The sequence below is a fragment of the Ornatilinea apprima genome (genome assembly GCF_001306115.1).
In the GTDB taxonomy this organism is placed as follows: domain Bacteria; phylum Chloroflexota; class Anaerolineae; order Anaerolineales; family Anaerolineaceae; genus Ornatilinea; species Ornatilinea apprima.
This window is the reverse complement of record NZ_LGCL01000028.1, coordinates 1-21,757: the sequence shown is the minus strand read 5'-3', so window position 1 is coordinate 21,757 and position 21,757 is coordinate 1. Positions and strand designations below refer to the sequence as shown.

The following is a 21,757-nucleotide window of genomic DNA, read 5'->3' as shown; positions in this document are numbered from 1 at the left end:
ATGTGGGAAATATTTCTTTTCTAACTATGGTGATCAATTACTTTCTCAACAGCGCGCTGTAATAGTACATCAGCGGGTCGGGGTCTTCGCGCAGCACATCGTCGGGTGTCAATGCAGAGTTTGTTTGAGGGAGCAGTTCAGGTTGTTGGTCTTTCATAGAAATGCCTCGTATGGGTCGTTTATGCTACAATAATGTTGAGCGGTATCGTAAAGTCTGGTGACCCCGGTCACTCGTAGAGTGTCCTAGCCTCGCTGGAATGCGGTGGGAAATACTGAAATCAAGGCCCAGGGTGAGCCGCTCATAATATTCCCCCCATGCGGGGGATTTTTCTTGCTTATTCCTGCTATCTACCCTCCTGGTATTATTGATCCAGTGTCAGGCGTGTATTGCCAGCATCATGACCGCGCATTTGCTGGTCCAAAAACTGCTTGAAACGATTCTGTAATTCCTCACGGGTGCAGGGCAGCCCGCCGGTTTTCAATGCCTGTACTAGCGCATCCACTGGGAGGGTGACTGCTTGAATGCCGCGCAGTGCCTGAATGGCAACGGGCACAAAGTTCGCTGGCAGGCTGTCTGATTCATCACTTTGTTTCAAATATTCTTCAATTGGCTTTCGTTCAACCGATGACATGGCTTCCAGGCTGTGTTGGGCGGTGTCGCTATTCAGATTGTCGCGCAGTGCTTTGCGCCAATTCTTAAGCAAGTCACTTAATTTCTCATCTAACTGTTGGACCATAACATCTGCGTTTACCAGCAAATGATGCTGTGCAGGGCGTAAGTGGCAGTGCGGACAGGTGGGTGAATCGCTCAGCACACCTTCATGAAACTCAGGGCACGGAAGCAGCCTTATAAGCTGATTCTTCCAACCTTCAAAATCACCGCTGCGCGTTAACAAATCAATGGCTGAAAGCGCGCGCATGGTTTCAAAGCGTGCATCCCGATAGAGGTGCTGGCGCAAATTATCCCCTTTGGATGTCAACAAAGATTTACGGTGAAAATCACTATAAATGGCGATATATTCTTGTTTCAGGCTGGTCAGCTCTTGCACAACAGCTTGTTGGTCAAAGCTGGCAAAACCCTTGCCAAGCCGCCGGATTGAATCCAGAGTGTTTTTTTGCACCTGGCGGGCGCGCTGCGTCCAGGCGTGGTCTTCCGGCAGGTTTGCCTGGGCTTCGGCCAGGTAGGTAGTATAAGGTTGGATAAGATTGACCGCATCCAAAAGCTGGCGAGTGCGCAACACAATTTTCCGGTAATCCAGATACTCCTGAATTTGCCCGGGGGTATAGCGCAGGTTGCGCAATTTTCCCACGGTGGTGTATTTGTTTAATTCCTCCAGGAACTGCTTGTAACCTCGCAATCCAGGAAGTAAATCTGTCGGATATAGGGAGACGTCTGGCGCATCGCTGTCTACAACCGTGCCCTGTTCCACAGCATAAACCGGCTGGGGAGTGAAGACTGGAGAATTCCATAATTGAGCGCTCATCCGCAAATTATTATCAAGTTGTACGACCTTATCCAATTCGGCATGCACCATCCGCTGCAGCTCAGTCACAGCTGTTTCACGTGTGTTCTCATCGCGCACCAAACCCGGTTGCAAGCCCAGCCCTTCAAAGATCATGCTCCACAGGTTGATGGGTAATGTACGTGGGCGTTTGTAGAAACGGAAGTTGATGATATCAGTCATTGAGCGGGTTAATGCGCGTTCCAATGAGCCGGCATCCAATTCTTCACGGCCGTCCAAGCTGATAACAATATCGCCGTTATACACCAAAGCTAATAAAATGACCGAGACCCACTCCGGTTCCAGGTTGAATTTCATGTCTTTTTCCACCGGTTGGATTCCGCCAGCGACCTGTTCAATCACTTCACCGCGATTGATCACCTGACCGTCAGGTTTATCGTTGAGCAGCTTTAGGAAATATCCAGTATAGGAGGAATCGTATGGGCGGATGTTGCCTTGCTCATCCAGGATACCCAACCCTTCCAAAATACCTGAACCCAAGTTGGAAGTGCGTCCGCATAGGCGGCGGATGGCTTCCATGGCGCTGTTGGCGCGTGCGGTTTCGGTCACGGGTTGGCTCAATCTAGAGAACTTCGGATAATCAGGGTATCGGTCCTCAAATTCAGGCGAGAACAAATGTGAGGAAACCAGGCGGATGAGTTCCTCAATATTCTGACTGGCAGTGCTGCGCATCCGTGTGAGGACGGACTGAATCGGTTCATCCACGCCTTGATAAATGATGTGTAATTTCTCTATCAGATGGTCTTGCAGCCAGCGCATCAGTTGGCGGAAATTTGTTTCGGCTTTATTGGCGTATTCTGTGCGGTATTCGGTAGACTCATTCGCCATGGACCGCGCACCAGCATAGAGCCGGATTTTTTCCTCAAATTCATGATCCAAACCGGTTAGGTAGAAGAGTACTTCATCAGGCAGCTTCTGGTCGTTATAGGAGCGATTTTGGAATGGCGGGAGGAAATAAATATAGAAATCTCGCGGCGGTTGAGCAGTTGTGCGTTCATCCGGTGGACCGAAAAACAGATACCCTGGTCGGGTTACTTTATGTTCTGCCCAGGGAAGTTCGTAGAACCAAATGCTGTATCCGGTCAAATAAGTAGAGTCGCTTAGATTGAGTGCCTGGCGCAGGGCATCATAAAAATAGGTGTTAAGGTCTGACTTATCCATGAAGTCGCCGCGTTCACGGATTTTTTGATCAAAATCTACTGCCTTTTTCAAGTCCAGGTAATATTGACCATTTTCGGGATTATAGGATAAGAATTGACCCTGAACGGTCTTCATCATTTCTTTCAAGGCAACCTGGACCTGATCCAACAAGAAGTCCGCATTATTCATCTCGGCCGGCAAGCGTTGGAAAAGGCACAAACCATCTCGCAGGCTTTCTGCTGTCACACCAAGAGGGACAAATACATCGCTCGTAGCCAGCCGCTGCACACTCAAGGCACGAATGATGCGGATTGCCATATCCTTAAGGTTGGGACGTGTATAGGCATTTTGGATTAATCCCTCCAGGATATTGCTTTTTTGAATCACGCGGGCGATATCGTCAATGCTGCGTAAGCTGGGATCTTCCTGGATCAACTTCCAATACTGATCATAAGAAATTAATCCAGGTTGGTCAGGGGGAACCTCCTGATCCAAAACAGATCGAATCGCAGTACTGAATGTTTTTAATACCTGTCGTTTTTCAGCAATAGCCAGATTTTCAAACGTTTCTACATAAACCGGGTGAATGGGAAAAAGGTCCACAAATTCATCCAGACGATCAGCCATCGATTTATACAAGGGCGCAAATTTTCTCAAATAGTCAGTAATCTGGGCTTTCTGTGCATCTGTCTTTTTAAGCAAGCGTTGTGAAACGACAAAGGTAATATCTTCTCGGGCAATATTGATTTGTTCAAAACGGTCTTTGACGCGGCGAAGCTGTTCTGCCACAAAACCGAATCTCGGATTTTCAAACAAAGTCTCCTGCAAACCACCCATAAACCGGAATGGGCAGGATGCGGCCACTTCACCCAATTCTCGCAAGAACCCCAGGTCGAGGATCAATGCGCGCTGTTCACGGGTGCGCAGGTAGTCCAGCAGTTCATCGACGACTAACAGTAACCCCATCCCCGGATATTTTTCTTGAAATGCTGCTACTGCCTGAATGATCGACGTCTTATTATTGGTTACCTGATCTGCTGATGGGAATATGAAAGAAACTCCCCAGGCATTGAGAGCGGATTGGAGCTCATCCAGCAAGATTTCTCGTAAACCTCGGGTTACGCTACCAATCTCAACGCGGACAACTTTGAACTTACCCGCAAACTTTTCGGAGGCTTCTTTAACCTTTTCATTATTAAGCTGATCTTTCAACTCAGCTCTCTCTGCTATTGCAGAAATTACAGACATCAAGTGACTCTTACCAGTACCATAATTGCCAACAATCAAGATACCTTTGTTATCTTGTGGGCGTTCAAATTGCAATTGTGGAAAAGCCATGTCGACCAGCTTATTCGCCATGGCATCGGATATAACATAAGATTGCACAAGGCTTATTGCCGCAGATTCTTTTTCTGCATCACGCAATTGGATGATTGTTTCAATCGGTGTAAATTGAACTAGGTCTCGGTACAACATAGATTAAGCTCCTTGTGCGGCAGAGATTTGATAAATTATGATCTTGGGTTGAATTCGCAGCGAATCAGAAATTTTCCAGACTCGGTAATGATGGTGATCTGGAATCGCATAGGAAAGTGTATCTGTAGAATACTCTCCTGGCCAGAGAACGATCATCTGCTTTGAACGAGAAATTTGGCGGATCAATGTAAAAAAATCAATTTTAAGTGAAGGATGAAAAAAGAGGTCAGGATGAGAGATGAGTACGGGTTCTTCTCGTAATCCTCTGATGAGATCCTTCAACCACTCTTGCGCAAATCGATCCCGTTCGGCGGTTGAGACGGTCATAAGCGCGCTGCCCAACGCTCTGCTAACATTGTAATGTTTTATTCCGAAGGACTGAATTTTTTCTGAAATTTCATCCAGAATTTGGATTTGTGGATGTACCAAAATCAAACAATCATAAGGTTGTTTGAGGAGTGAGTCGATCGAGTTATTCACCTCTTACCCCCTCGTCATCGATGTTCAAGCCATGAGTACATTAGAATTCCTCAAAAGTTTTAAAACCACTTGCTTGCCAACAAAAGTATACCTTTTATAAATAAATTTGACACCATTTTTTAAATTATCCATCGATGAAAGGACTTATCACCTCGTAAAGCGATCTCCATCCAGCAACTGTTTTTGGTTCTTTTCCCTTTTTAGGAAGGTTGACAAGTTTATCAATCACTTCATAAGGCATATTGTCTTGTAGTGCATATTCTCGCAGAGAAGGTGGAATCAGAAGGGTGGAATGAGAAGCACACTCACTTAAATCTGATGGTGAAGCACCTAAAGCTATAGCCAACTTATTGATCACTTTAATTGAAATGCTGTTAGCTTCGCCTCGTTCTATCTGAGATACATAATTTCTGGAGATATTGGCTATCTTACCGAGTTGTTCCTGGCTCCATCCCTTTTCTTTCCTTCTTGCCAAGACCTGACGTCCAAGCTCCCTGGAATCCATCTCACACCTCATATTCAGATAACAAAGAAAGCAACGCTTCTTCAGTATAGAAGTGAAATAGATTTAAGTCAACTACAATGGGAATTTTACTACTGAGTCTTGCAAAAGCATTGAGGGAAAGTAATTGGCAGTTATTGTGGTAAACCAATGAGGTCGTTTTGATTTTCGATTATGAAGTTAAAAAAGAAAGTTTCAATCCCATCGAGTGGGGGAATGGATTGGTAACCCAATGGGAACTGAGTTACGGAGAAAGCAAGTGGAAGGGTTTCAATCCCATCGAGTGGGGGGATTGGTTTGTGACCGGCATGCCGGAATGGTGGAAGTACAACATCAACACGTTTCAATCCCATCGAGTGGGGGAATGGATTGGTAACTGTCGGCCAAGAGGTTGACGCTTACACTAAAAAAGTTTCAATCCCATCGAGTGGGGGAATGGATTGGTAACCTGTTTCTTCTTTTGGGTTTTGCATTGGCACCCGCCCAAAGTTTCAATCCCATCGAGTGGGGGAATGGATTGGTAACATTGCAGAAGCAGCCGTGAAACTCAGCAAAATCGGCGTCAACGTTTCAATCCCATCGAGTGGGGGAATGGATTGGTAACCGTACTACACCGGACACATGGTAGCGATTGGTTGGCAGAGTTTCAATCCCATCGAGTGGGGGAATGGATTGGTAACGTTACCTAGAAAAAATCCCTTCGCGTTTACCAAAAAAAGTTTCAATCCCATCGAGTGGGGGAATGGATTGGTAACACAGATGTTACCGCCTATGTGGATAGGCAAGGTAACACCTTCGTCCGTTTCAATCCCATCGAGTGGGGGAATGGATTGGTAACCATCACACACTGGCCGTCAACGTTGACGTGTGCCAAGGTTTCAATCCCATCGAGTGGGGGAATGGATTGGTAACGCTGCTATGCCCCTCGCCGCCTAATTGGCTGGCTAAGGCAAAAAAAACGGTTTCAATCCCATCGAGTGGGGGAATGGATTGGTAACGATACATGTCACCAGCTTCTTCCTCTCTTGTATTTGTTTCAATCCCATCGAGTGGGGGAATGGATTGGTAACAGGATAAGAAATCCACAGTCGTTGCCGATCCCACAGAAACACGTTTCAATCCCATCGAGTGGGGGAATGGATTGGTAACATTGAAATGGCCAGGGTAAACATCAACTTACCGTACAGTTTCAATCCCATCGAGTGGGGGAATGGATTGGTAACTTTCGTTGAAATCAATGATAAGAACATGACCACATTGTTTCAATCCCATCGAGTGGGGGAATGGATTGGTAACGTAGTGGCTGTTGAGCCCACCGCTCGGGTTGTTGAGGTTTCAATCCCATCGAGTGGGGGAATGGATTGGTAACAGATGGTAGCAGAGCTTATTTCGCAGGCTCATCGGGGTTTCAATCCCATCGAGTGGGGGAATGGATTGGTAACAAACCAGAAGAAAATCTTCTGGGGTTTGCTCAGTGGTTTCAATCCCATCGAGTGGGGGAATGGATTGGTAACAAAGGTGCCGTTGCGTACATACCCTGTGATGAAGAAAGTTTCAATCCCATCGAGTGGGGGAATGGATTGGTAACCGGGCTTTGTCGTCTATAATTCAACACAAGATCCAGGTTTCAATCCCATCGAGTGGGGGAATGGATTGGTAACTCAAAACAAGCGAAAGGAAAAAACATGGAAAGTAAAGTTTCAATCCCATCGAGTGGGGGAATGGATTGGTAACTAACAATGGCAAAGAGCTTACGCAGTATGTCAAACGAGTTTCAATCCCATCGAGTGGGGGAATGGATTGGTAACCCATCATATACAGAGGATGACTGCATTTTCGGAGAATTTGTTCCGTTTCAATCCCATCGAGTGGGGGAATGGATTGGTAACTAACTTGTGAGTATTTGAACATCGTAGATGTTCAGGTTTCAATCCCATCGAGTGGGGGAATGGATTGGTAACAATGGTTACAAGCTATTGAAAAGGTGGAGCCCGCCGTTTCAATCCCATCGAGTGGGGGAATGGATTGGTAACCATCTCCGGCTATGTTGTCAATCGGGCCGAAGGGCGTGTTTCAATCCCATCGAGTGGGGGAATGGATTGGTAACAAAACTGCAAAACCTGCGACCGCAAAACCTGCGACCGCGTTTCAATCCCATCGAGTGGGGGAATGGATTGGTAACGAGGTGGCGGAGGAACCTACCAAGGTTCCCGAGTTTAGTTTCAATCCCATCGAGTGGGGGAATGGATTGGTAACGTGGTTTCTCCGGCTGCTTACGTTGCTGCCCCCGTTGTTTCAATCCCATCGAGTGGGGGAATGGATTGGTAACGAGGAAAAAGCAGAGCTGGAAAAAGCTCTTGCTGAGGCGTTTCAATCCCATCGAGTGGGGGAATGGATTGGTAACTGTCGGTAAAAATTATTACCGACAGGTTGCCGGGTTTCAATCCCATCGAGTGGGGGAATGGATTGGTAACGGATACAGTATTGCTTTGGATATTGCCAGGGCATTATGTTTCAATCCCATCGAGTGGGGGAATGGATTGGTAACAAGGAAAAGAAATCGGTTTCTTAATCGATTCTTGTTTCAATCCCATCGAGTGGGGGAATGGATTGGTAACTGCCACATCTGCCGTTTCACTTCTTTTATTATACAACCTGACCGGCAAGGGATGGAGATGTTTTTTGTTATGGGGCTGCCAGCAGCAGGGCTGGCGGTGTGGCGACGCAGGCCGGGATGCTCAAAAAAGGCCTGTGCGTCGCCATATTGCTTATTTTTATTGGCCAATCTCACCATAATTAGCGCTCCAACCGCCAGGGGTGGGGGGCTCTTGCCAATGCTGGCGACGCAGTCCAAATTCTGCTCCACCCCCCTTCCGCGTCGACAACTAACCCACCACAAAGGATTTCGCCTCGTCAGTAGTTACTTCCACCCCGCTGGTGATGTGCGTTTTTTTGAGGCAGGCGGCGCAAATATAGTAAAAGCGCAGCCGGTCTTTGCGTGGGCGGATCACACGCTTGACTGCTTTGAGCATAGTTTCTTTTTCTTTGTCTGTCAACAGGCATTCAAACACGCTGTACTGCACCGGCGTGCCAAAGTTAAGCAGCGTGTTGTGTAATTTGGTGCGGCGTTTGTCGTTGCTGATATCATAAACCACCAGGATGAATTGTTTATCACTCATGCAGTTCACCGGATTTGAAATGGTTGGTATTGGGTTTCTTGCCCCTGGATGCAGCGCGCCATTTTGCGCGCCTGCACCTCAAGATGTTTCTGGTAAGAGAGTGGGCGGTCGAGTTCGCGGGTTTTGATTTCCGATTCCATCTTGCGGCTGAATTCTTTTACAAAACGGCGCATCCCGCTGCGGGTAAGCCGGGTGGCGCGGCCAAACGTGTCGCTTTGGAAGTCTTCTGGCGTAAGGCGGTGATGGCTGGCCAGGTCGTACACCAGCGAGTCGACGATTGGGGTGCGGAACTCTTCCACCAGATCCAGCGCCAGGGCCGGGCGGCCGTATTTTTCCACATGGAAATAGCCCAGATAGGGGTCCAGGCCGGTAATTTCAATCGCGGCGATGACGGCTTGATTAAGCAAAGTGTAGCCCAGGCTGAGCATGGCGTTAACCGCATCTTTGGGTGGGCGGCGCGCGCGGCGGGTGAAGTTCCATTCGGGGTTAAAAGCACGCCGGTAGCCGTTAAAGAAAATGCGCGCTGTGTACCCTTCCACACCCAGTAAGCCGGGCAGATCACCGGCCTGGGCAGCTTTGGCCGCGCCGGTCTTCATTTCGAGCAGATCCGATGGGGATATCTCTGCGCCGCGGTGCGCGAGTCGCCTGAGATAGGTGCGCTGGTTCTTGATTTTTCCACACACAATGGCCCGGGCGGTACGCAAGCAAAATTCGGGGTCATCGTTTTTCTGGTATTGCGCCAGGCGCAGCGGCAATTGGTAGGAGGAAGCGGGCTGCAAACGGCCTAAAAAACGTCCGCGGTAATCTAAAAACAACAGTGGAATACCAGCATGCAGCAATTTATGCAATGCCGGCGTGGTTACACCGGCGCTGCCAATCAGAACCACCTGGCTGACGTGTTGAATGGGCGCGCGGAAGATGGTTTCGTCTTCCGCTGTAACGATCACACGCTGGTATTCCACCTCTACGCGTGCGCCTGTTTCAATCACGTACAGGCTGGCCATTATTCATACTCCGGTCCATATTGGCTGAAAAGCCAGTCCACTTCATCCCCGTTGACGGTGATCTCTTTATCCTCCCAGGTATAACTGTAAGAATCGGTGAGGAAGCGCACACCGATGAAGGTGAAACCCTGCTCAAAGCTGGTGATCGAGGTTTTAGCGGGTTCATAACTCAGCTCGAGGTCTTTAAGGAATTGCCCAACACGATGATAAGTCAACAAAGCCGCCTGCTCGCTGCAAGTAAGCACAATGAAATCATCGGCGTAGCGTACCAGTGGTACGCCGGTTTGTTGGATGGATTGGTCGAGACGGTGCAAAAATACATTGGCCAGCAGGGGTGAAAGCGGCGAACCCATGGGAATGCCCATCTCGCGGTTGCCTGCCCGCAGCCAGCGGGCGATAAGATGGTTGAGAGAGGAGTCGGGCAGATCGTCTTCCAGAAATTTCATCAACAGGGCGTGGTTGACGCGATTGAAGAAGTCGTCAATGTCGGCGTCCAGCACCCAGCGGAAGTTCTGCTCGCGCAGGATAATAATGCGCTGCACGGCGTCTTTCAACCCGCGCCACGGGCGATAACCGTAGCTGCACTCAAGGAAAATGCGCTCATAATGGGGCTGCAGCACTTGCAGCACCGCGCGCTGCAGCACGCGGTCGGTTACCGTGGGGATGCGCAGCACGCGGTATTGGCTGCGGTTGCGCTTGGGAATGCGGCGCAGACGCAGCGGCTTCGGCAGGTAGGCGCTGCCGCGCACATCGCGGGCTAGCTGAACCAGGCGCTCTTCCCAGTTGCGCCGCCAGCGCGCAATGGAGATGTTATCCACACCCGGAATGCCTTTATTTTCGGCGATTTCTTCCCAGGCCCAGCACAGGTTGTCCATTTGCAGCACCTGCGCCAAAAGGTTCTTTTGCTGGCTCATTTCGTTACCCACTCCAGCGTCGCAGCAGGCGGGTCTGCCCCATGCCCTGCGCGGTGCGATGCCCGGAGCCGCAGTAATAGGCGTAAAGGAAGAGCAGGTCGAGCTGTGTGCGCGCCTCTGGGGGCAGGTGGTAGGCCTGAATCACCAGGCTGCCGCGGCAGCCGATGGTCTGTCGCTCGCCGGGGCAGGTGGAGAGGTGGTATTCGGTCACACGCAAATGCTCGCGGGCGGCATCGATCAGCTCTTCTGGCAGGCCCAGGGCGGGGGGCGCAAAATGATTCCAGCGCTCCAGCCAGGATTTGACCAGCAGTTCAGGCAGCGGGAAGGTGAAGTCTACATAGCGGCCGCTGAAAGAGGTGGGGGTGGATAAAGATATTTTCCACGAGACAGACGGCTGGGCGGCGCGGCGCATCGCCTCATAGGAACACAGCCAGGACCAGGCAGCGTCTATTTTGCTGAAGGGTTGAAAGGATGGCTTCCAGCGAATGGGGCCAAAATCCAATTCTGCGGGAAGTGTGATCAGCCAGCCATTGTGCTCATTGAACAGTGCTTCCGTCAGGGTAGGCCTAAGGGTGGTAACCCGAAACCATGCGGGCATGCCCGGAGATAATCGAATAACGTCATTTTCCGGTTGGGGCAAACCGAAGATGGGGCTGAGGGTGAATTCCGCTTTGCCGTTGTTGGGGTGCAGCGATTCAGCGGCTGGCGGGCAAATTCGCTTCCAATGCTCATGCCAGAATCCATGCACTTTTCGGCCCGTCTCGGGGAGCAGGCTGCCGGCATTGAGCGATTCCAGGTGGATGACCACAGAGGCCAGCAAGGATTCTTGTTTTTCGGGGAATGGCAGCGGGTGGTCTTTCAACGGTCAGCTCCTTTTTTTGTTTACAACGGTTCGGCAATGGCTTTGTCTTCCCAGAAGATCTGAGTGAATACCCCCACCAGCAGCGAGGCGCTGCTGAGCACCAGAAGAATTAACCATAAGGATGGGTAGGAAAAGAACTTGAGCAGAGCAGTTTCTGGATTGTTTATTCGCCAATAGACAAAAAAGGCCAGTGTTGAAAGCCAGAAGGTGGCCGCCCAGCCGTAGCTGAAAAGATCCAGTGCGCGTTGGATTTTGAACTGGGAAAACCGCAGACGTGCGCTGATCTCGGATGTGATGTACAGATAGGCAAACAAAAGGGAAACCGCTGAAAGGGATATAAACAATCCGGTGAGGTTTTGAGAGGAATGATCCATCTTCTTGGCAAGGTCTTCAATAAACTCGGCGGCGATCAGAAGGCCCACCATTCCCATCGCGGGGATGCGCAGTGCCAGCGGATAGGTCCGTTGGCGGATGATGAGTTTTCGGGTAAAAACCAAACGCGCCAGACCAATCACCCCCCCGCCGCTCGCGATGAAAGGTAGAGCTAGGAAATATTTGTTTTGAAAAAAAAGAAAAAGGATAAAGCTGGCCGCGCTGAGAAAAATAAGCGTCCTGAGTGAGAGAATCAGGCAGTTAATGAGGGATGGGTGATTGGCGTTGGGATGGAGGAGCGAGACCAGGCTGGCGGTCGCACCCTGCAAATTGTCGTGCGGCAGCATCCAGGCGCGGATGATTGTGTCGGTAAAGAGGCGGTCGGAGGGTGTCTCCTGGGCAAACGGCCACAGGCGGCTTTGGCCATCATCGGAAAACAGGATCAGGTTAATTTCCTCATCCAAATCCCAACCGCTCTGCGGCGGAATGGCAAGTTGCAGCGCAAGCTCCACTTCGTCCGTGCGCTCCAAAATCAAGCGCGCGTATTCGCGTTGCGCGTTTCGGACGATCAGGGCAAAATCTGGTAAGTAAGCAGCGAGTTTAGAAAATTGACTCAGCCCAGCAAGGAGGCGGAAACGCAGGCGAATTAAGAGGATGCGCGCGAGCAGCAAGTCTTCGGGCAGGTCGCCGACCTGCCGATGCGCCTGGATGGCAAGCGCGGAAAGAAAGATTTCTGACAGGCGGTATAGGATTAACCCAAATTCAAGGGGGTTCTTGCCCTTCTTGTGATCGGGCAGCCAATTTTCATTCTCATACCAGGTCTCCAGCAGAAAAGGAGAAAAGAACAGCAATTTGTGAATACTGGGTGAAAGAAGTTTGGTGTTTTTCTGCAGTGCGGGTGTTTTTGCGGCATCCAGCAAACGAGCGCCGGCATCCTCGTAGTAAGCGCTTTGAGAATTGCTACATAATTTGCGCAGGAGATGTTCCTTAATGGAGAGGTTGCCCAGGCTGACAGGTGTAATCATGGTGCCTTGCCATTTGAATTGCCAGCAATACACCGATGTATCCAGCTGGAATTTGTTTTTAATTTGTTCCCAAGAATCTTGGTTGAAGTGTTCGTTGGTTGGCTGCGGTTGCAGCCCAAATTCGGGAATGTTGAGTGCTTTTTCCATTTATTTATTCATTACTCAAAATGCTTTTCAATTCTTCTTTAAAGTAAGCAGACCCTAATTGGGCGCGCAATACTTCGGCGAAGGCTTTGCCCATCGGGCTGAGCTGCACCGGTTGGTTGGGCTGCGGGTGATTGACAAAGAATGGCTGGTCAGCGGGATCCATTGAAGATAGCTGGGTGTAATTTGCCTTCGATGTCCACCTGGAAAACAGCGCATAGTATGGATCGTCTTGTTTCATCTCCAGCGCGAGTTTCCCGGCGATCATCCGGTAAATGCGGCTATCCAGGTTTGCTTTGGGCACCGGAATGCGCAGGATTTCTTTTGAGTCTTCATACAAACTCCACATGGTGATGTTTCCCATCCAGCTGCAGACCAGGGTGAGGAAAGGAATGGTGGCTTTATAGCCGCCGGTAAAGATTACGTGGGGTTCCATATTGTGATCCATGGCATGGAGAATGAGCAGCGATACGCTTCGCACAAGGTTGCCCAGCGCCTGATTCTCAAAAGTTGTTTTCTTGTTTGGGTCTAATTGGTTAATCGTGAGAACGATGGCAGGGTTTGCAAGCGGATTAGCGATGGGTCGCCATGAGATTTCATTTTCCGGGTCCCAATCAACGATGGGAAACTGGCTGTGCTCTTGAAGGACATCTTCCCAGATGGATACCGGAGTGCCGTGTTGGGTCATCAGGTTCGCGTTTACCAGCGCGCAAAACAACCCTGGGGGGGTGTTGGAGGCCAGTAAGATCACTTCGTCATTTTCAGGATCAACCGGCAAAAAACTCAGGCTGTCCACTTCAGCGGTCTGGTAACTTTCTCTGGCTTGAATCGTGGACCAGGTGTTGATCATGTTCCAGGCAATGCCTTTATCCATCTGCATCTCTGGGTAATGGAATGCCCGAAAACCATCCCACCTCACTGATGGAGTGTGGAGAATATCAATTTCTCTGGGAAAGCGGTTGTCGAAGACTCCTTCAGCAATGTTAGGCGGATCGTAATACTTTTTGATGAAATTTCCTAAGAGAGATGTGCCTGTGGTGAAAATAAAACGGCGTGCCATATTCTTATTTCTCCTGTTCTTTCAGCCATTCCTTTTCTTTTCCCGGCACAGGCGGGAGGTGCTGCTCAGCGGGATCCCCTTGTTCGATGTGTTGCATTTTTGTGATGCCATGCGGGTAGCGCAAAATCGCCATCAAATCCTTGAAATAGGTCTGGCTGCCGTGAACATTTTTAAACTTGTTTTTGTGATCTTCCACTGCCTGGCGAAGATTCTGCACTTCCACCCAGCCGCCATCTACAGCGGGGGAAGCCTGATAGCGATTTTGGAGATGTAATACCCGCCAGTGGGTGATATAACAGGCCGCGGAGCCCAAGCCGGCGGGTTTGCCGTACCCAAATTTGTGATAGACACCTTCACCAACAAAATAATCTTCGTTGAACTTCATCGTTGAGTCTGGAACAATCGATTTACCTTGATCATCTATCAGGTTTGGGAAAAGCTCAAGCGCGGTGATGAGCAGGTCAAGTTCTTCTTTTTCCAGGCTTTGGTATTCAACATCGAATTCAAAGATGGAACCGGCATGAAGAGGCCGGATGGTCGGGCGCATGTTCCAGCGGAATCCTCGAATATTTCTTGGTTGTTTTGTCTGTTCCCACCTTTTCAAAGTGTCATAGCCGTTGGGAGAAGGTATGATTTGCAGATCGTGACGATGATAGTAGAATTTCCGGCCGCGCGCGTTCCCTATGTTATCTCCATAAACCTTCACCGCCACATCCGCTCGCGGGTTGCCCATTACGGGAAGCATGATGGGATCTTCAAAATAATCAACTTTAATTGCGGCCAGGCGGGCGTGGGAAAATTCCAATTTTCCCCGGTAGAACAGTTTCTCATTGCTCTTTGTTTGGTTGTTTTGTTGTGATTCAGTTGCCATACCGAAAATCCGGCAGGTTGGGCAAAGATTGAAGGGCTCTGAACAAGAATAAATTGAATTACTTGTTAAGTGATATCTATGGGTATGGTCTCTGCTGCTTTCGTAGGATTCAGCAAATGTTGACATGCAACCATTGCACAAGGCTTCGGCGACTAATCGAATGCTGCCTTTGATAGAGGATGCAGGGATAACCGGGAAGTCATTCTTCAAGCAGAAAAACTGTTCATAAATATTGTGGCTTCCCAGGTTGCCATTATCATCCCACCCTAAAGAAACGGAACGCGTATGGTTCGTTGGCAGGATGAAGATCGGGCTGATGCAGATAATCCGGCAGGTGAGGCGGCCTGAGTGCAATTCCTGGTCAGGGTCGGGGTTGCCATGCGATGTTGGTTTTTTTCTGTCACCCGCTGGTATCGGCTGCAGGCGAACAAAGTTGTAGGGTAAGATGTATGTCATGAATCCGCTCCTTCCTGCCAGGAGACCAACTGCGCGTATTGGGTCAAGATTCGGTTATCCGCTATCGTGAACTGGCGGATTTCAAGCGCGACTTTTTCTGGAACGCTGGACGTCTCCGGCCAGGGATAGTCCAGGCGGCGCGGCACGCGAAGATCAATCCAGGTATCCTGCTGCTCCCGGCGCTCTCCGCGCAATAAAACTGTGGTTGTTTGGGGATTTTTCAGCGCTTTTACCGTGTCTGAATTTTTCAAAAAGGATGGGCAATGCGCTTCCTCTCCCACGTAAACCGCTCTCCATCCGTTCTGCCTGTTTCCGTTCTCGTCAACCCACCATTCGCGCGCCCAGCGTAAATGCCCGTGGTTTGAGAAAGCGTCTCCTTGCAGGCTGGCTTGCAATTGGTTTTCTATTTGAAATTCAGCGAATCGGAAAAAATCATACGTTTCCAACGTCTGCAGTATTACCCACTGGAATGCGTTGATTTGAAAGCAGGAGCGCAGTTCATCCAGGCTGAGCTGCCCGCGCGCCGCGGCGCAATATGACGGGGTGTTTTCTTGCGATTCGATCTGAGCTTCACTGTTCATCGTGCCGCCTCCCGCTGCCTGTCCCAAAGCTCTTGCAGGGATTTGAGTTGCATGTCTGGTGTAAACTTGAAAGACTGCAAATAGTGGTAAGCCGCGCTTCTGGCGTTTTCCCAAAGCGGTAAAGGCTCAGGAGGCGCCTCAGCCGAATATTCATACCAGAGATGGTCGGGCGTGCTCCATTGCGCGCCGGGAAGATCAATGCTTTCATAGGCAAGCCCATTGCCATACCCATATTGCTTGATCCATTCATCATTCAAGTATTTTCCAATTCCCCACAATTTTTCTTCCGTGGGGGGCTTTCCCAGATAACGAAAGCGCACTGTTTCTTTTTGAATGGCGAGTTTTCCATATCCACTGGTTTGTTTGCGCCCAAGCCGGATGAGCCCTTCACGCAGGTCTTGTAAAACGAATCCCAGCCAGCCTAGTTGCCAGATGGAAAAATTTTGGATGTGGATGGATCCCTTAAAAACGGCGTCGCGCAGGTATTTAGGTGTAAAAAGTTTTGACTGAGCTGCACCCGCTGTCAACCGGTCCACGGCGATATGGGTTTGGCTGAAAGGTTTCCCGCTGTCTGAATCCAGTGCCGGGAAATCGGTGACGCTCAAACGCCCCTGAAATGAAGAGTGACCAAACAACTGGCAGGCCGGGCAGGCGTCCGCGTAAAATGTGGCGTAGGGGAGCGTTTTTTGATTCTTTTCAGCGTCTTTGAGGCGAATTTCAAACCGGTCTCCGCAGCACAACCGCCCGGGAAGGTGCGCTTCGCTTTTCTTCCTTTGGTCAAAGATATGGCAAACCCCGTTCCCCTGATGAATAATGTTGGCGATATATTCCGCGCGGCTGCGCAGAACGCCCTTGAGACTGCTGCCGGGAATGAAATATTTGCCGTCGCTGCTTCGCATGGGGATGTATTTATCCGCCTTGTCTTCTTTCTTTTTTTGCTGCGTTGGATCCGGCATCCCGATCAGAAGCAGATCATCCTCGATGATTTTTAATTCCAGCCCCAACACAAACTCATTCAGCAGCAGTTTGCGCATCCCCGCCTCCATTTTCTTGTGGAGCAAGCCAGGTATTAAGGGTTTCATTCACAAAATCATCCAGACTCTGACTGCCTGAATACTCCTTTTTTAACAGGTAATTGACCAGGTCAGATTTATTTTTGCAATCCACCCAGCTTACATCTCCACCGGTCAATGCAAAATCTCCAAGCCCTCTTCCGGTCGAGCCACCCAACGCGGCAGTTCCATTGAGGATGGCCTGAAAACCCAGAGCGAGCAGGCGCTTGTCTTGCTCAGTAAGGTTTTCGGCGATGGCTTCAAATTTGAACTCCCGGCCTGCTTCCACAACCAGTTTGTCGTACTTCACCCCGGGGGCAGCGGTGCCGCTGTCGCGGTGAATGCCCACGCCGTGCCGGATCTGTGTCAGTGGTTCGTTGAGAAGGTTGAGGTCCGAAAACTTGATTTTTGAGGCCCATACCGCGCTCGCGCCAAATAACTGGCAGACACTACAAAGGGCTTTGGGCAGGTCGTTCCAAATAGCGGGCAAACCGCTCGTTTTGGCTCGATTCACCAATTCTTTCAATTTATCCTTGCTTTCTTGGTTAACCTGGTTGCCGATGCATATTCCCAATGGGGAGGCGTCATAGAGCTGACAGGCCCAGAGAGTAGTGACCCCAGCAGCGTTCAAACCGGCCAGCAGCCGTTCGATGTGAGAGCGAAAGAGGCCGCGGAATGAGGAGCCGGGAATGATGGGTTTGCCTGCGCCATCAGTCACTACCAGGGCGTCTGTGGTCAGGTCGCCGCGCCCGCTGCCGATGTGCATGGCGTGTGTCAAGGTCAGTGTGCCGGAGAAGCAATACAGGTTAATCGCCTGGTCATGCCCATAAAACTCAATTTCAACAGATTGATCTGCAATCGCGGACATATTTTCTCCCTTCTTATGCGGTTGCCCGGTGATACTCAACCAACGCCAACAGGTACTCGCGTAAATTGGAAAGGTATAACTTTTGGATTAATTCTTCTTTTTGCATATCAGTTAATGGAATTTGCAAGCAGATTTTTTCAATTTCTTGCTGCGATTGGCTTTTGAGTTTTTCGAGGAAATTGTTCAATTCATCTTCATTAGTTCCGGTATCGCTTGCGGGGATTGGTGTCTCATTACTCCAGCGTTTTTCACTGCGGTCCAGCAATTCTTTCTGGATGCCTTCTATCCCGTAGGACGGATTTCGGGCTAATTCGGCAATGCCGTTCCATTGGGCTGTGCTGATTTCTTTCAGTTTGTTGTCTGCGGCCGCTTTGGCATCAGCCAGTATTTCCTCCCGGCAATTTTGTTGAGCGGCATCAAGCAGGATGCGCAATCGTTCACTTTCTAAGGTTGTGGTCATCGCTGCTCCCTCTTTAGATGAAATGGATGATTTATGGTGACGCGGCCAAAACCATCCTGAGTGCGTTCTCCTATGCCGCGATACTCAACTTGTCCAAGCAGGTTGGCCAACTCTTGCGGGGGAACGTCAATGCAGTAGAAAAATACACTGCCCGCGGAAATAGCTACTGAGGTTTCCCGGGGGAGGCAGTGCAGGTTATTCCATCCATCCACAAACTGGCTCGTGCATACCTGCCCAAGCGGTGCAGCCCGGGAAAGGTCTGGATGAATGTATCTTGCCAGGTCAGAAGGCTCGATACGGATTTTGTATTGAAGGAATTCATCCAGGAGAAGACAATCGGAGAGTAGATCAAGCGAAAAGCAAGTGCAGGTTTGATTGGCAAATCTGTCTCCCAACTCCATTTTAGCGACACTGTCAAATTCTTGAATTCTTTCTAAAAGGGATTGCGTCACGGAGAAAAGATTGTAATTTGGGTGATTGTCACTTGGATAAATATCCTTAACTTCCATCAATCCCAGTCCTCTGCTTGTGCCTGCCCCCAGGCGGATTTGAATTCCAGTTTCGCAGCATAATTGGCAGAACATCTCTTCCAAGTCAGGGTCGCCGAACTCGATTTGTCCCCAAAACATCTGCCCTTCTTCAATCACCTGCAGGGTAAACAACTGCTCGGGCGCGGCGGTCTGGGTCTGATCGTCGATGGCGGTGCTGGTTATGACGCGTTTATCCAGTTCGATCAGTTCCATGTGGGCTTCCTGGCCGATGTAATACCCTGTCTGGCGCGTCAGCGGTGCCTCGCAATCTTGTTCAGAGCAGTTTAGGCTGGATGTTCCGGTGGGCTCTTTTATGAATTCGAATAGCATGTCTCGAATGCCATGTTTGGTGTAACCTGTTTTGCTGGAATAAACCCCGGGGTAGCGTTTGCAGGTATAAGCCGTCATTGGTAGGAGAATTGCCCCGATGGCACCCTGTGGACTGTTTTGGGCTGGCCAAAGAGGACCAAAGCGAACATGATCATCCAAGAAAAACCGTTCAAAATCCTCTTGATTTTGGTCTTCTTGAAGGAATTTTTTTGCCATTCCCCCGCGTAAAGCCGAACCAGGGATGTATTCGATGCAGGGCGAGTACGTTGAAACGGTATAGCTGGCAGATAAATGCAAGGGCTCTTTGGTTTCCAACTTTATGATGATCATTTCAAACCTCCCCCTGCCAGACTGGAAATAAGTTGATCAAGGCTCTTTTCTTTGCCATCCACCTGGATTTTGATAAAAGTAAATTCACAGCGGCCAAGCCCGCGTCCGCGCCCGCCACCCAGATGGGAGATGGATTTCAGTGCCGCCAGTAATAAGGCTAAATCCAGCTCAATTGGTGAGCTGGAAGGAAACTCTCCAATAATTCTTCCAGTGAAGGGGATCTTGGTACCCACGCACTCGTTGGTGAACAATCTGTCAGGTACCACCACACGCAGTTTGCGGTCAATCCCAATACCTGTGCGGAGAAGGCGACCGTAGTTTTGGGCGTGAGTTTTGATGGGTGTTTCATGTAGATCCAAAGTTTTGAGAATGTTAGAAATTTCCCCATGTAAATCCGCCTTTTCAAAAGAAAGCATCCCAGGCCATTGCGGCGCACCAAAAATTCTGCAGATGGCGCAGGGGCCATCTGGCTGGGTGACCAGGCAGCCAGTCTGGTCTGATGTAGTTGAGTGGGTGCTGATATCAAAAGAAGGGGCCAGTTTCAAAGCCGCCGCGCGCGCCCGTCCTTTGATGGTGCTGCCTGGAATGTAGGCCAGTCCATCGCGATTACGGATGGTGGTGTTGTCGATAAATCCGGCTTGTCCCATGCCCGTGCCCACGCGGAAAGGAGTTTGAAACTCAATCGAATAGTTAATCAGGATCATGGTGCACCTCCGTAATAAATTCATAGATCTCTTCTAAATCCGGAAGGGGACTGATCAGCTGAGCCGGGTTGAGGGGGTTGGTAAGGAAAAGTAAGTTGCATTGGTTGAGGTGCATACTGGAATTGATCTCTTTCATGATCTCATGCTGTTTTTCGGTGATATGCGCGATAAAATTCATCAGGTCCAGTTCCGCCTGCAAGAGAGATCGGTTGCGCAAGATGTTTTGCAACGAATGAATTTTATTGTTTGCAAAATTCTCTTTTTTGAGTCTTAGAATAGCCTGATATACATCTTCCCAGGATGGTCGTGCAAGATCATTGAGAGTGTCAATGGCGTAAGGACGGCTGGTTGCAAATCGGTCTTCGGCAATTCTAAATTCTGTTTGGCGTACTTTCTTCAATGGATTCGCGGTTGGGGTTGTGATTACCCGGAAATCAATGGTTGAGATGATGCCAAACGAGGATAATTCCTTGCTGTGTTGCTTGGCGCTTTTGAGTAATTCTTCAGAGAGTTCATCCAGAGCAAAGAGGGGATGGCTGGTTTTAGCGATGACGACTCCGGCAGACATAACTGCCTCCGGTGGATTGCTTTGAAATAAGGATGGATTATCCTTTGTTTTCTCTTGGACCAATTGATTGAATTTATGCTTGAAATTCTGGCAGAGGGCAACAGCTATGGGAATTCCCAAATGACCTGGTGTAAGAAACATGACATCGTCGCCCCCGATCAGGATGGGAATGATAGGGATTTTGGAGGCAGATGTTCCCATACTGGCTTTAATTGCTTCGATTAAGGCGTATTCGATGGTTTCCGTCAGGATACTGCTTAGCGCAATCAGGTCTGCTTCCTGGTGGATGTAATTTTCGATGATTTTACCGATATTGTTCCCGTCAGCGTTGACCAGGGCAACAAAATTCTTGGGTTGCGACTGATCACCCAGGTCTTCTATCAGGTCGGGAAATCCCGCGTCCTGTAAAGTTTGTCGAGCGAATACGGAGGTTTTTAGACGGTCGCCTGGATAGAGTGAACTGGGAATGGTTTGTTTGGTAAAACAAACACGGCAGACTTTGAAATCCTGGTTGCCGATACGGATTACCTTTTCAATCGGGAATTGTCCGCAGCGCTGGCAGCGAGCGAAAATGGGCGCGCTGGTGATGACCTGGTGCCCCCGCCCGCTGTTTTTGGCCTGCTGGAGGCGAACACTGGCTTCCCTCAGTGCCAGGTTGAAGGCGGTGGGTTGTACTTTTTTAGTGACTGAAGGGGAATCGTCTGGTTGATATTCGACTATAGCAGAGGAAATGGTGGCGGTTCCAGTTTCTTCCAGATAGGTTTTCTGGACGGCATCAGCAAATTTCTGGGCGTCATCTTTGGCGGAAAAGGTGGCCATCGCGGATCCGCCGCCCACAAAGATCAGACTGCCGTGGTGATGTTCGATGAGTTTGGGAGTAGTCTCCCGATTCAGATGGTCTAACAATCCGCTTGCGCCACGAATTTCTTTTAGGTGATCACAAGAATAAATATACTGTTTGATCTTATCGGTATCCAGGCTGACCAACCATTTTGCCATAGTTCTCTCCTCCGAAATCGTGGTGATTTCTGGTTGAGAGCTGCGTAATAATGTTGACAGAAAGCACCTGGAAATCGCATTTACAGGTCAGGATGCTTGAATAAAGCGAATCTTTTTATTTGATTTTGTGCTTGAAAGTGATACCGGTATTTCCCCGCTAAATGATAATTCGATTATACAACGCTTGAAGGTTGAAATGCTAGAAGCTATCTCAAAAATGGTAAACTCAGGCTCAAATCCTCACGAGGAACGAGCCGATGGACCTTACAGACGAACAATGGAAAGTAATCAAACCGCTTATACCAGAACCACCGAAACGAGCCGATG

Annotated in this window: 17 protein-coding genes and 1 CRISPR repeat array; all 17 genes read right to left on the bottom strand. The window is 49.5% G+C overall.

Features of this window, described 5'->3' with window-relative positions; all coding sequences use genetic code 11:
• Positions 1 to 362 precede the first annotated feature (362 nt).
• Positions 363 to 4,139, bottom strand: a complete 3,777-nt coding sequence (locus ADN00_RS13180) for a DUF6079 family protein (RefSeq protein ID WP_075063463.1) — start codon at positions 4,137 to 4,139, stop codon at positions 363 to 365.
• A gap of 3 nt (positions 4,140 to 4,142) precedes the next feature.
• Entirely contained in the window at positions 4,143 to 4,619 is a 477-nt protein-coding gene (gene brxF, locus ADN00_RS13175) for a BREX-3 system P-loop-containing protein BrxF (protein ID WP_075063462.1), read from the bottom strand.
• A 124-nt stretch (positions 4,620 to 4,743) separates the two neighbouring features.
• Positions 4,744 to 5,124, bottom strand: a complete 381-nt coding sequence (locus ADN00_RS13170) for a helix-turn-helix domain-containing protein (protein WP_075063461.1) — start codon at positions 5,122 to 5,124, stop codon at positions 4,744 to 4,746.
• Between the two features lie 189 nt (positions 5,125 to 5,313).
• Positions 5,314 to 7,739: a CRISPR direct-repeat array (repeat unit 37 nt; unit sequence GTTTCAATCCCATCGAGTGGGGGAATGGATTGGTAAC).
• 267 nt (positions 7,740 to 8,006) lie between these two features.
• Positions 8,007 to 8,300 carry a CRISPR-associated endonuclease Cas2 gene (cas2, locus tag ADN00_RS13165; RefSeq protein ID WP_075063460.1) on the bottom strand — a complete coding sequence of 98 codons (294 nt, stop codon included), beginning with the start codon at positions 8,298 to 8,300 and terminating at the stop codon, positions 8,007 to 8,009.
• 5 nt (positions 8,301 to 8,305) lie between these two features.
• Positions 8,306 to 9,304 (bottom strand): CRISPR-associated endonuclease Cas1, encoded by a 999-nt coding sequence (gene cas1, locus ADN00_RS13160; RefSeq protein ID WP_075063459.1) that lies wholly within the window; start codon positions 9,302 to 9,304, stop codon positions 8,306 to 8,308.
• On the bottom strand, positions 9,304 to 10,218 hold the full coding sequence (locus tag ADN00_RS13155; protein ID WP_075063458.1) for a reverse transcriptase domain-containing protein: 915 nt from the start codon (positions 10,216 to 10,218) through the stop codon (positions 9,304 to 9,306). Before ADN00_RS13155 ends, cas1 begins: the two co-directional genes overlap by 1 nt.
• 4 nt (positions 10,219 to 10,222) lie before the next feature.
• On the bottom strand, positions 10,223 to 11,080 hold the full coding sequence (gene cas6 / locus ADN00_RS13150) for a CRISPR system precrRNA processing endoribonuclease RAMP protein Cas6 (RefSeq protein WP_075063457.1): 858 nt from the start codon (positions 11,078 to 11,080) through the stop codon (positions 10,223 to 10,225).
• A 20-nt stretch (positions 11,081 to 11,100) separates the two neighbouring features.
• Positions 11,101 to 12,624: a hypothetical protein gene (locus ADN00_RS20025; protein ID WP_075063456.1), complete on the bottom strand. Its 1,524-nt coding sequence runs from the start codon at positions 12,622 to 12,624 to the stop codon at positions 11,101 to 11,103.
• Positions 12,625 to 12,628: 4 nt separating this feature from the next.
• Positions 12,629 to 13,681, bottom strand: coding sequence for a hypothetical protein (locus ADN00_RS13140; protein WP_075063455.1), 1,053 nt, complete (start codon positions 13,679 to 13,681; stop codon positions 12,629 to 12,631).
• A gap of 4 nt (positions 13,682 to 13,685) precedes the next feature.
• Entirely contained in the window at positions 13,686 to 15,008 is a 1,323-nt protein-coding gene (locus ADN00_RS13135; RefSeq protein WP_075063454.1) for an RAMP superfamily CRISPR-associated protein, read from the bottom strand.
• Positions 15,005 to 15,589 carry a hypothetical protein gene (locus tag ADN00_RS13130; protein WP_075063453.1) on the bottom strand — a complete coding sequence of 195 codons (585 nt, stop codon included), beginning with the start codon at positions 15,587 to 15,589 and terminating at the stop codon, positions 15,005 to 15,007. Before ADN00_RS13130 ends, ADN00_RS13135 begins: the two co-directional genes overlap by 4 nt.
• On the bottom strand, positions 15,586 to 16,623 hold the full coding sequence (locus ADN00_RS13125; protein ID WP_075063452.1) for an RAMP superfamily CRISPR-associated protein: 1,038 nt from the start codon (positions 16,621 to 16,623) through the stop codon (positions 15,586 to 15,588). Before ADN00_RS13125 ends, ADN00_RS13130 begins: the two co-directional genes overlap by 4 nt.
• On the bottom strand, positions 16,601 to 17,509 hold the full coding sequence (gene csx7 / locus ADN00_RS13120) for a type III CRISPR-associated RAMP protein Csx7 (RefSeq protein ID WP_075063451.1): 909 nt from the start codon (positions 17,507 to 17,509) through the stop codon (positions 16,601 to 16,603). Before csx7 ends, ADN00_RS13125 begins: the two co-directional genes overlap by 23 nt.
• Positions 17,510 to 17,522: 13 nt before the next feature.
• Positions 17,523 to 17,969: a hypothetical protein gene (locus ADN00_RS13115; protein WP_075063450.1), complete on the bottom strand. Its 447-nt coding sequence runs from the start codon at positions 17,967 to 17,969 to the stop codon at positions 17,523 to 17,525.
• Positions 17,966 to 19,159 (bottom strand): RAMP superfamily CRISPR-associated protein, encoded by a 1,194-nt coding sequence (locus tag ADN00_RS13110; RefSeq protein ID WP_075063449.1) that lies wholly within the window; start codon positions 19,157 to 19,159, stop codon positions 17,966 to 17,968. Before ADN00_RS13110 ends, ADN00_RS13115 begins: the two co-directional genes overlap by 4 nt.
• A complete protein-coding gene (locus ADN00_RS13105) occupies positions 19,156 to 19,863 on the bottom strand; it encodes an RAMP superfamily CRISPR-associated protein (RefSeq protein WP_075063448.1) in 708 nt (235 codons plus the stop codon). The genes ADN00_RS13110 and ADN00_RS13105 overlap by 4 nt, the downstream gene beginning before the upstream one ends.
• Positions 19,850 to 21,430, bottom strand: a complete 1,581-nt coding sequence (locus tag ADN00_RS13100) for a Cas10/Cmr2 second palm domain-containing protein (RefSeq protein WP_075063447.1) — start codon at positions 21,428 to 21,430, stop codon at positions 19,850 to 19,852. The genes ADN00_RS13105 and ADN00_RS13100 overlap by 14 nt, the downstream gene beginning before the upstream one ends.
• Between the last annotated feature and the right edge of the window lie 327 nt (positions 21,431 to 21,757).

Bases quoted from the DNA above. Each gene is read 5' to 3' on its own strand.
- ADN00_RS13130 (WP_075063453.1), bottom strand. From the start codon at position 15,589: ATGAACAGTGAAGCTCAGATCGAATCGCAAGAAAACACCCCGTCATAT.
- ADN00_RS13140 (WP_075063455.1), bottom strand. From the start codon at position 13,681: ATGGCACGCCGTTTTATTTTCACCACAGGCACATCTCTCTTAGGAAAT.
- ADN00_RS13110 (WP_075063449.1), bottom strand. From the start codon at position 19,159: ATGATCATCATAAAGTTGGAAACCAAAGAGCCCTTGCATTTATCTGCC.
- ADN00_RS13180 (WP_075063463.1), bottom strand. From the start codon at position 4,139: ATGTTGTACCGAGACCTAGTTCAATTTACACCGATTGAAACAATCATC.
- ADN00_RS20025 (WP_075063456.1), bottom strand. From the start codon at position 12,624: ATGGAAAAAGCACTCAACATTCCCGAATTTGGGCTGCAACCGCAGCCA.
- csx7 (WP_075063451.1), bottom strand. From the start codon at position 17,509: ATGTCCGCGATTGCAGATCAATCTGTTGAAATTGAGTTTTATGGGCAT.
- ADN00_RS13125 (WP_075063452.1), bottom strand. From the start codon at position 16,623: ATGCGCAAACTGCTGCTGAATGAGTTTGTGTTGGGGCTGGAATTAAAA.
- ADN00_RS13105 (WP_075063448.1), bottom strand. From the start codon at position 19,863: ATGATCCTGATTAACTATTCGATTGAGTTTCAAACTCCTTTCCGCGTG.
- ADN00_RS13155 (WP_075063458.1), bottom strand. From the start codon at position 10,218: ATGAGCCAGCAAAAGAACCTTTTGGCGCAGGTGCTGCAAATGGACAAC.
- ADN00_RS13170 (WP_075063461.1), bottom strand. From the start codon at position 5,124: ATGGATTCCAGGGAGCTTGGACGTCAGGTCTTGGCAAGAAGGAAAGAA.
- ADN00_RS13115 (WP_075063450.1), bottom strand. From the start codon at position 17,969: ATGACCACAACCTTAGAAAGTGAACGATTGCGCATCCTGCTTGATGCC.
- ADN00_RS13100 (WP_075063447.1), bottom strand. From the start codon at position 21,430: ATGGCAAAATGGTTGGTCAGCCTGGATACCGATAAGATCAAACAGTAT.
- cas1 (WP_075063459.1), bottom strand. From the start codon at position 9,304: ATGGCCAGCCTGTACGTGATTGAAACAGGCGCACGCGTAGAGGTGGAA.
- ADN00_RS13135 (WP_075063454.1), bottom strand. From the start codon at position 15,008: ATGACATACATCTTACCCTACAACTTTGTTCGCCTGCAGCCGATACCA.
- cas2 (WP_075063460.1), bottom strand. From the start codon at position 8,300: ATGAGTGATAAACAATTCATCCTGGTGGTTTATGATATCAGCAACGAC.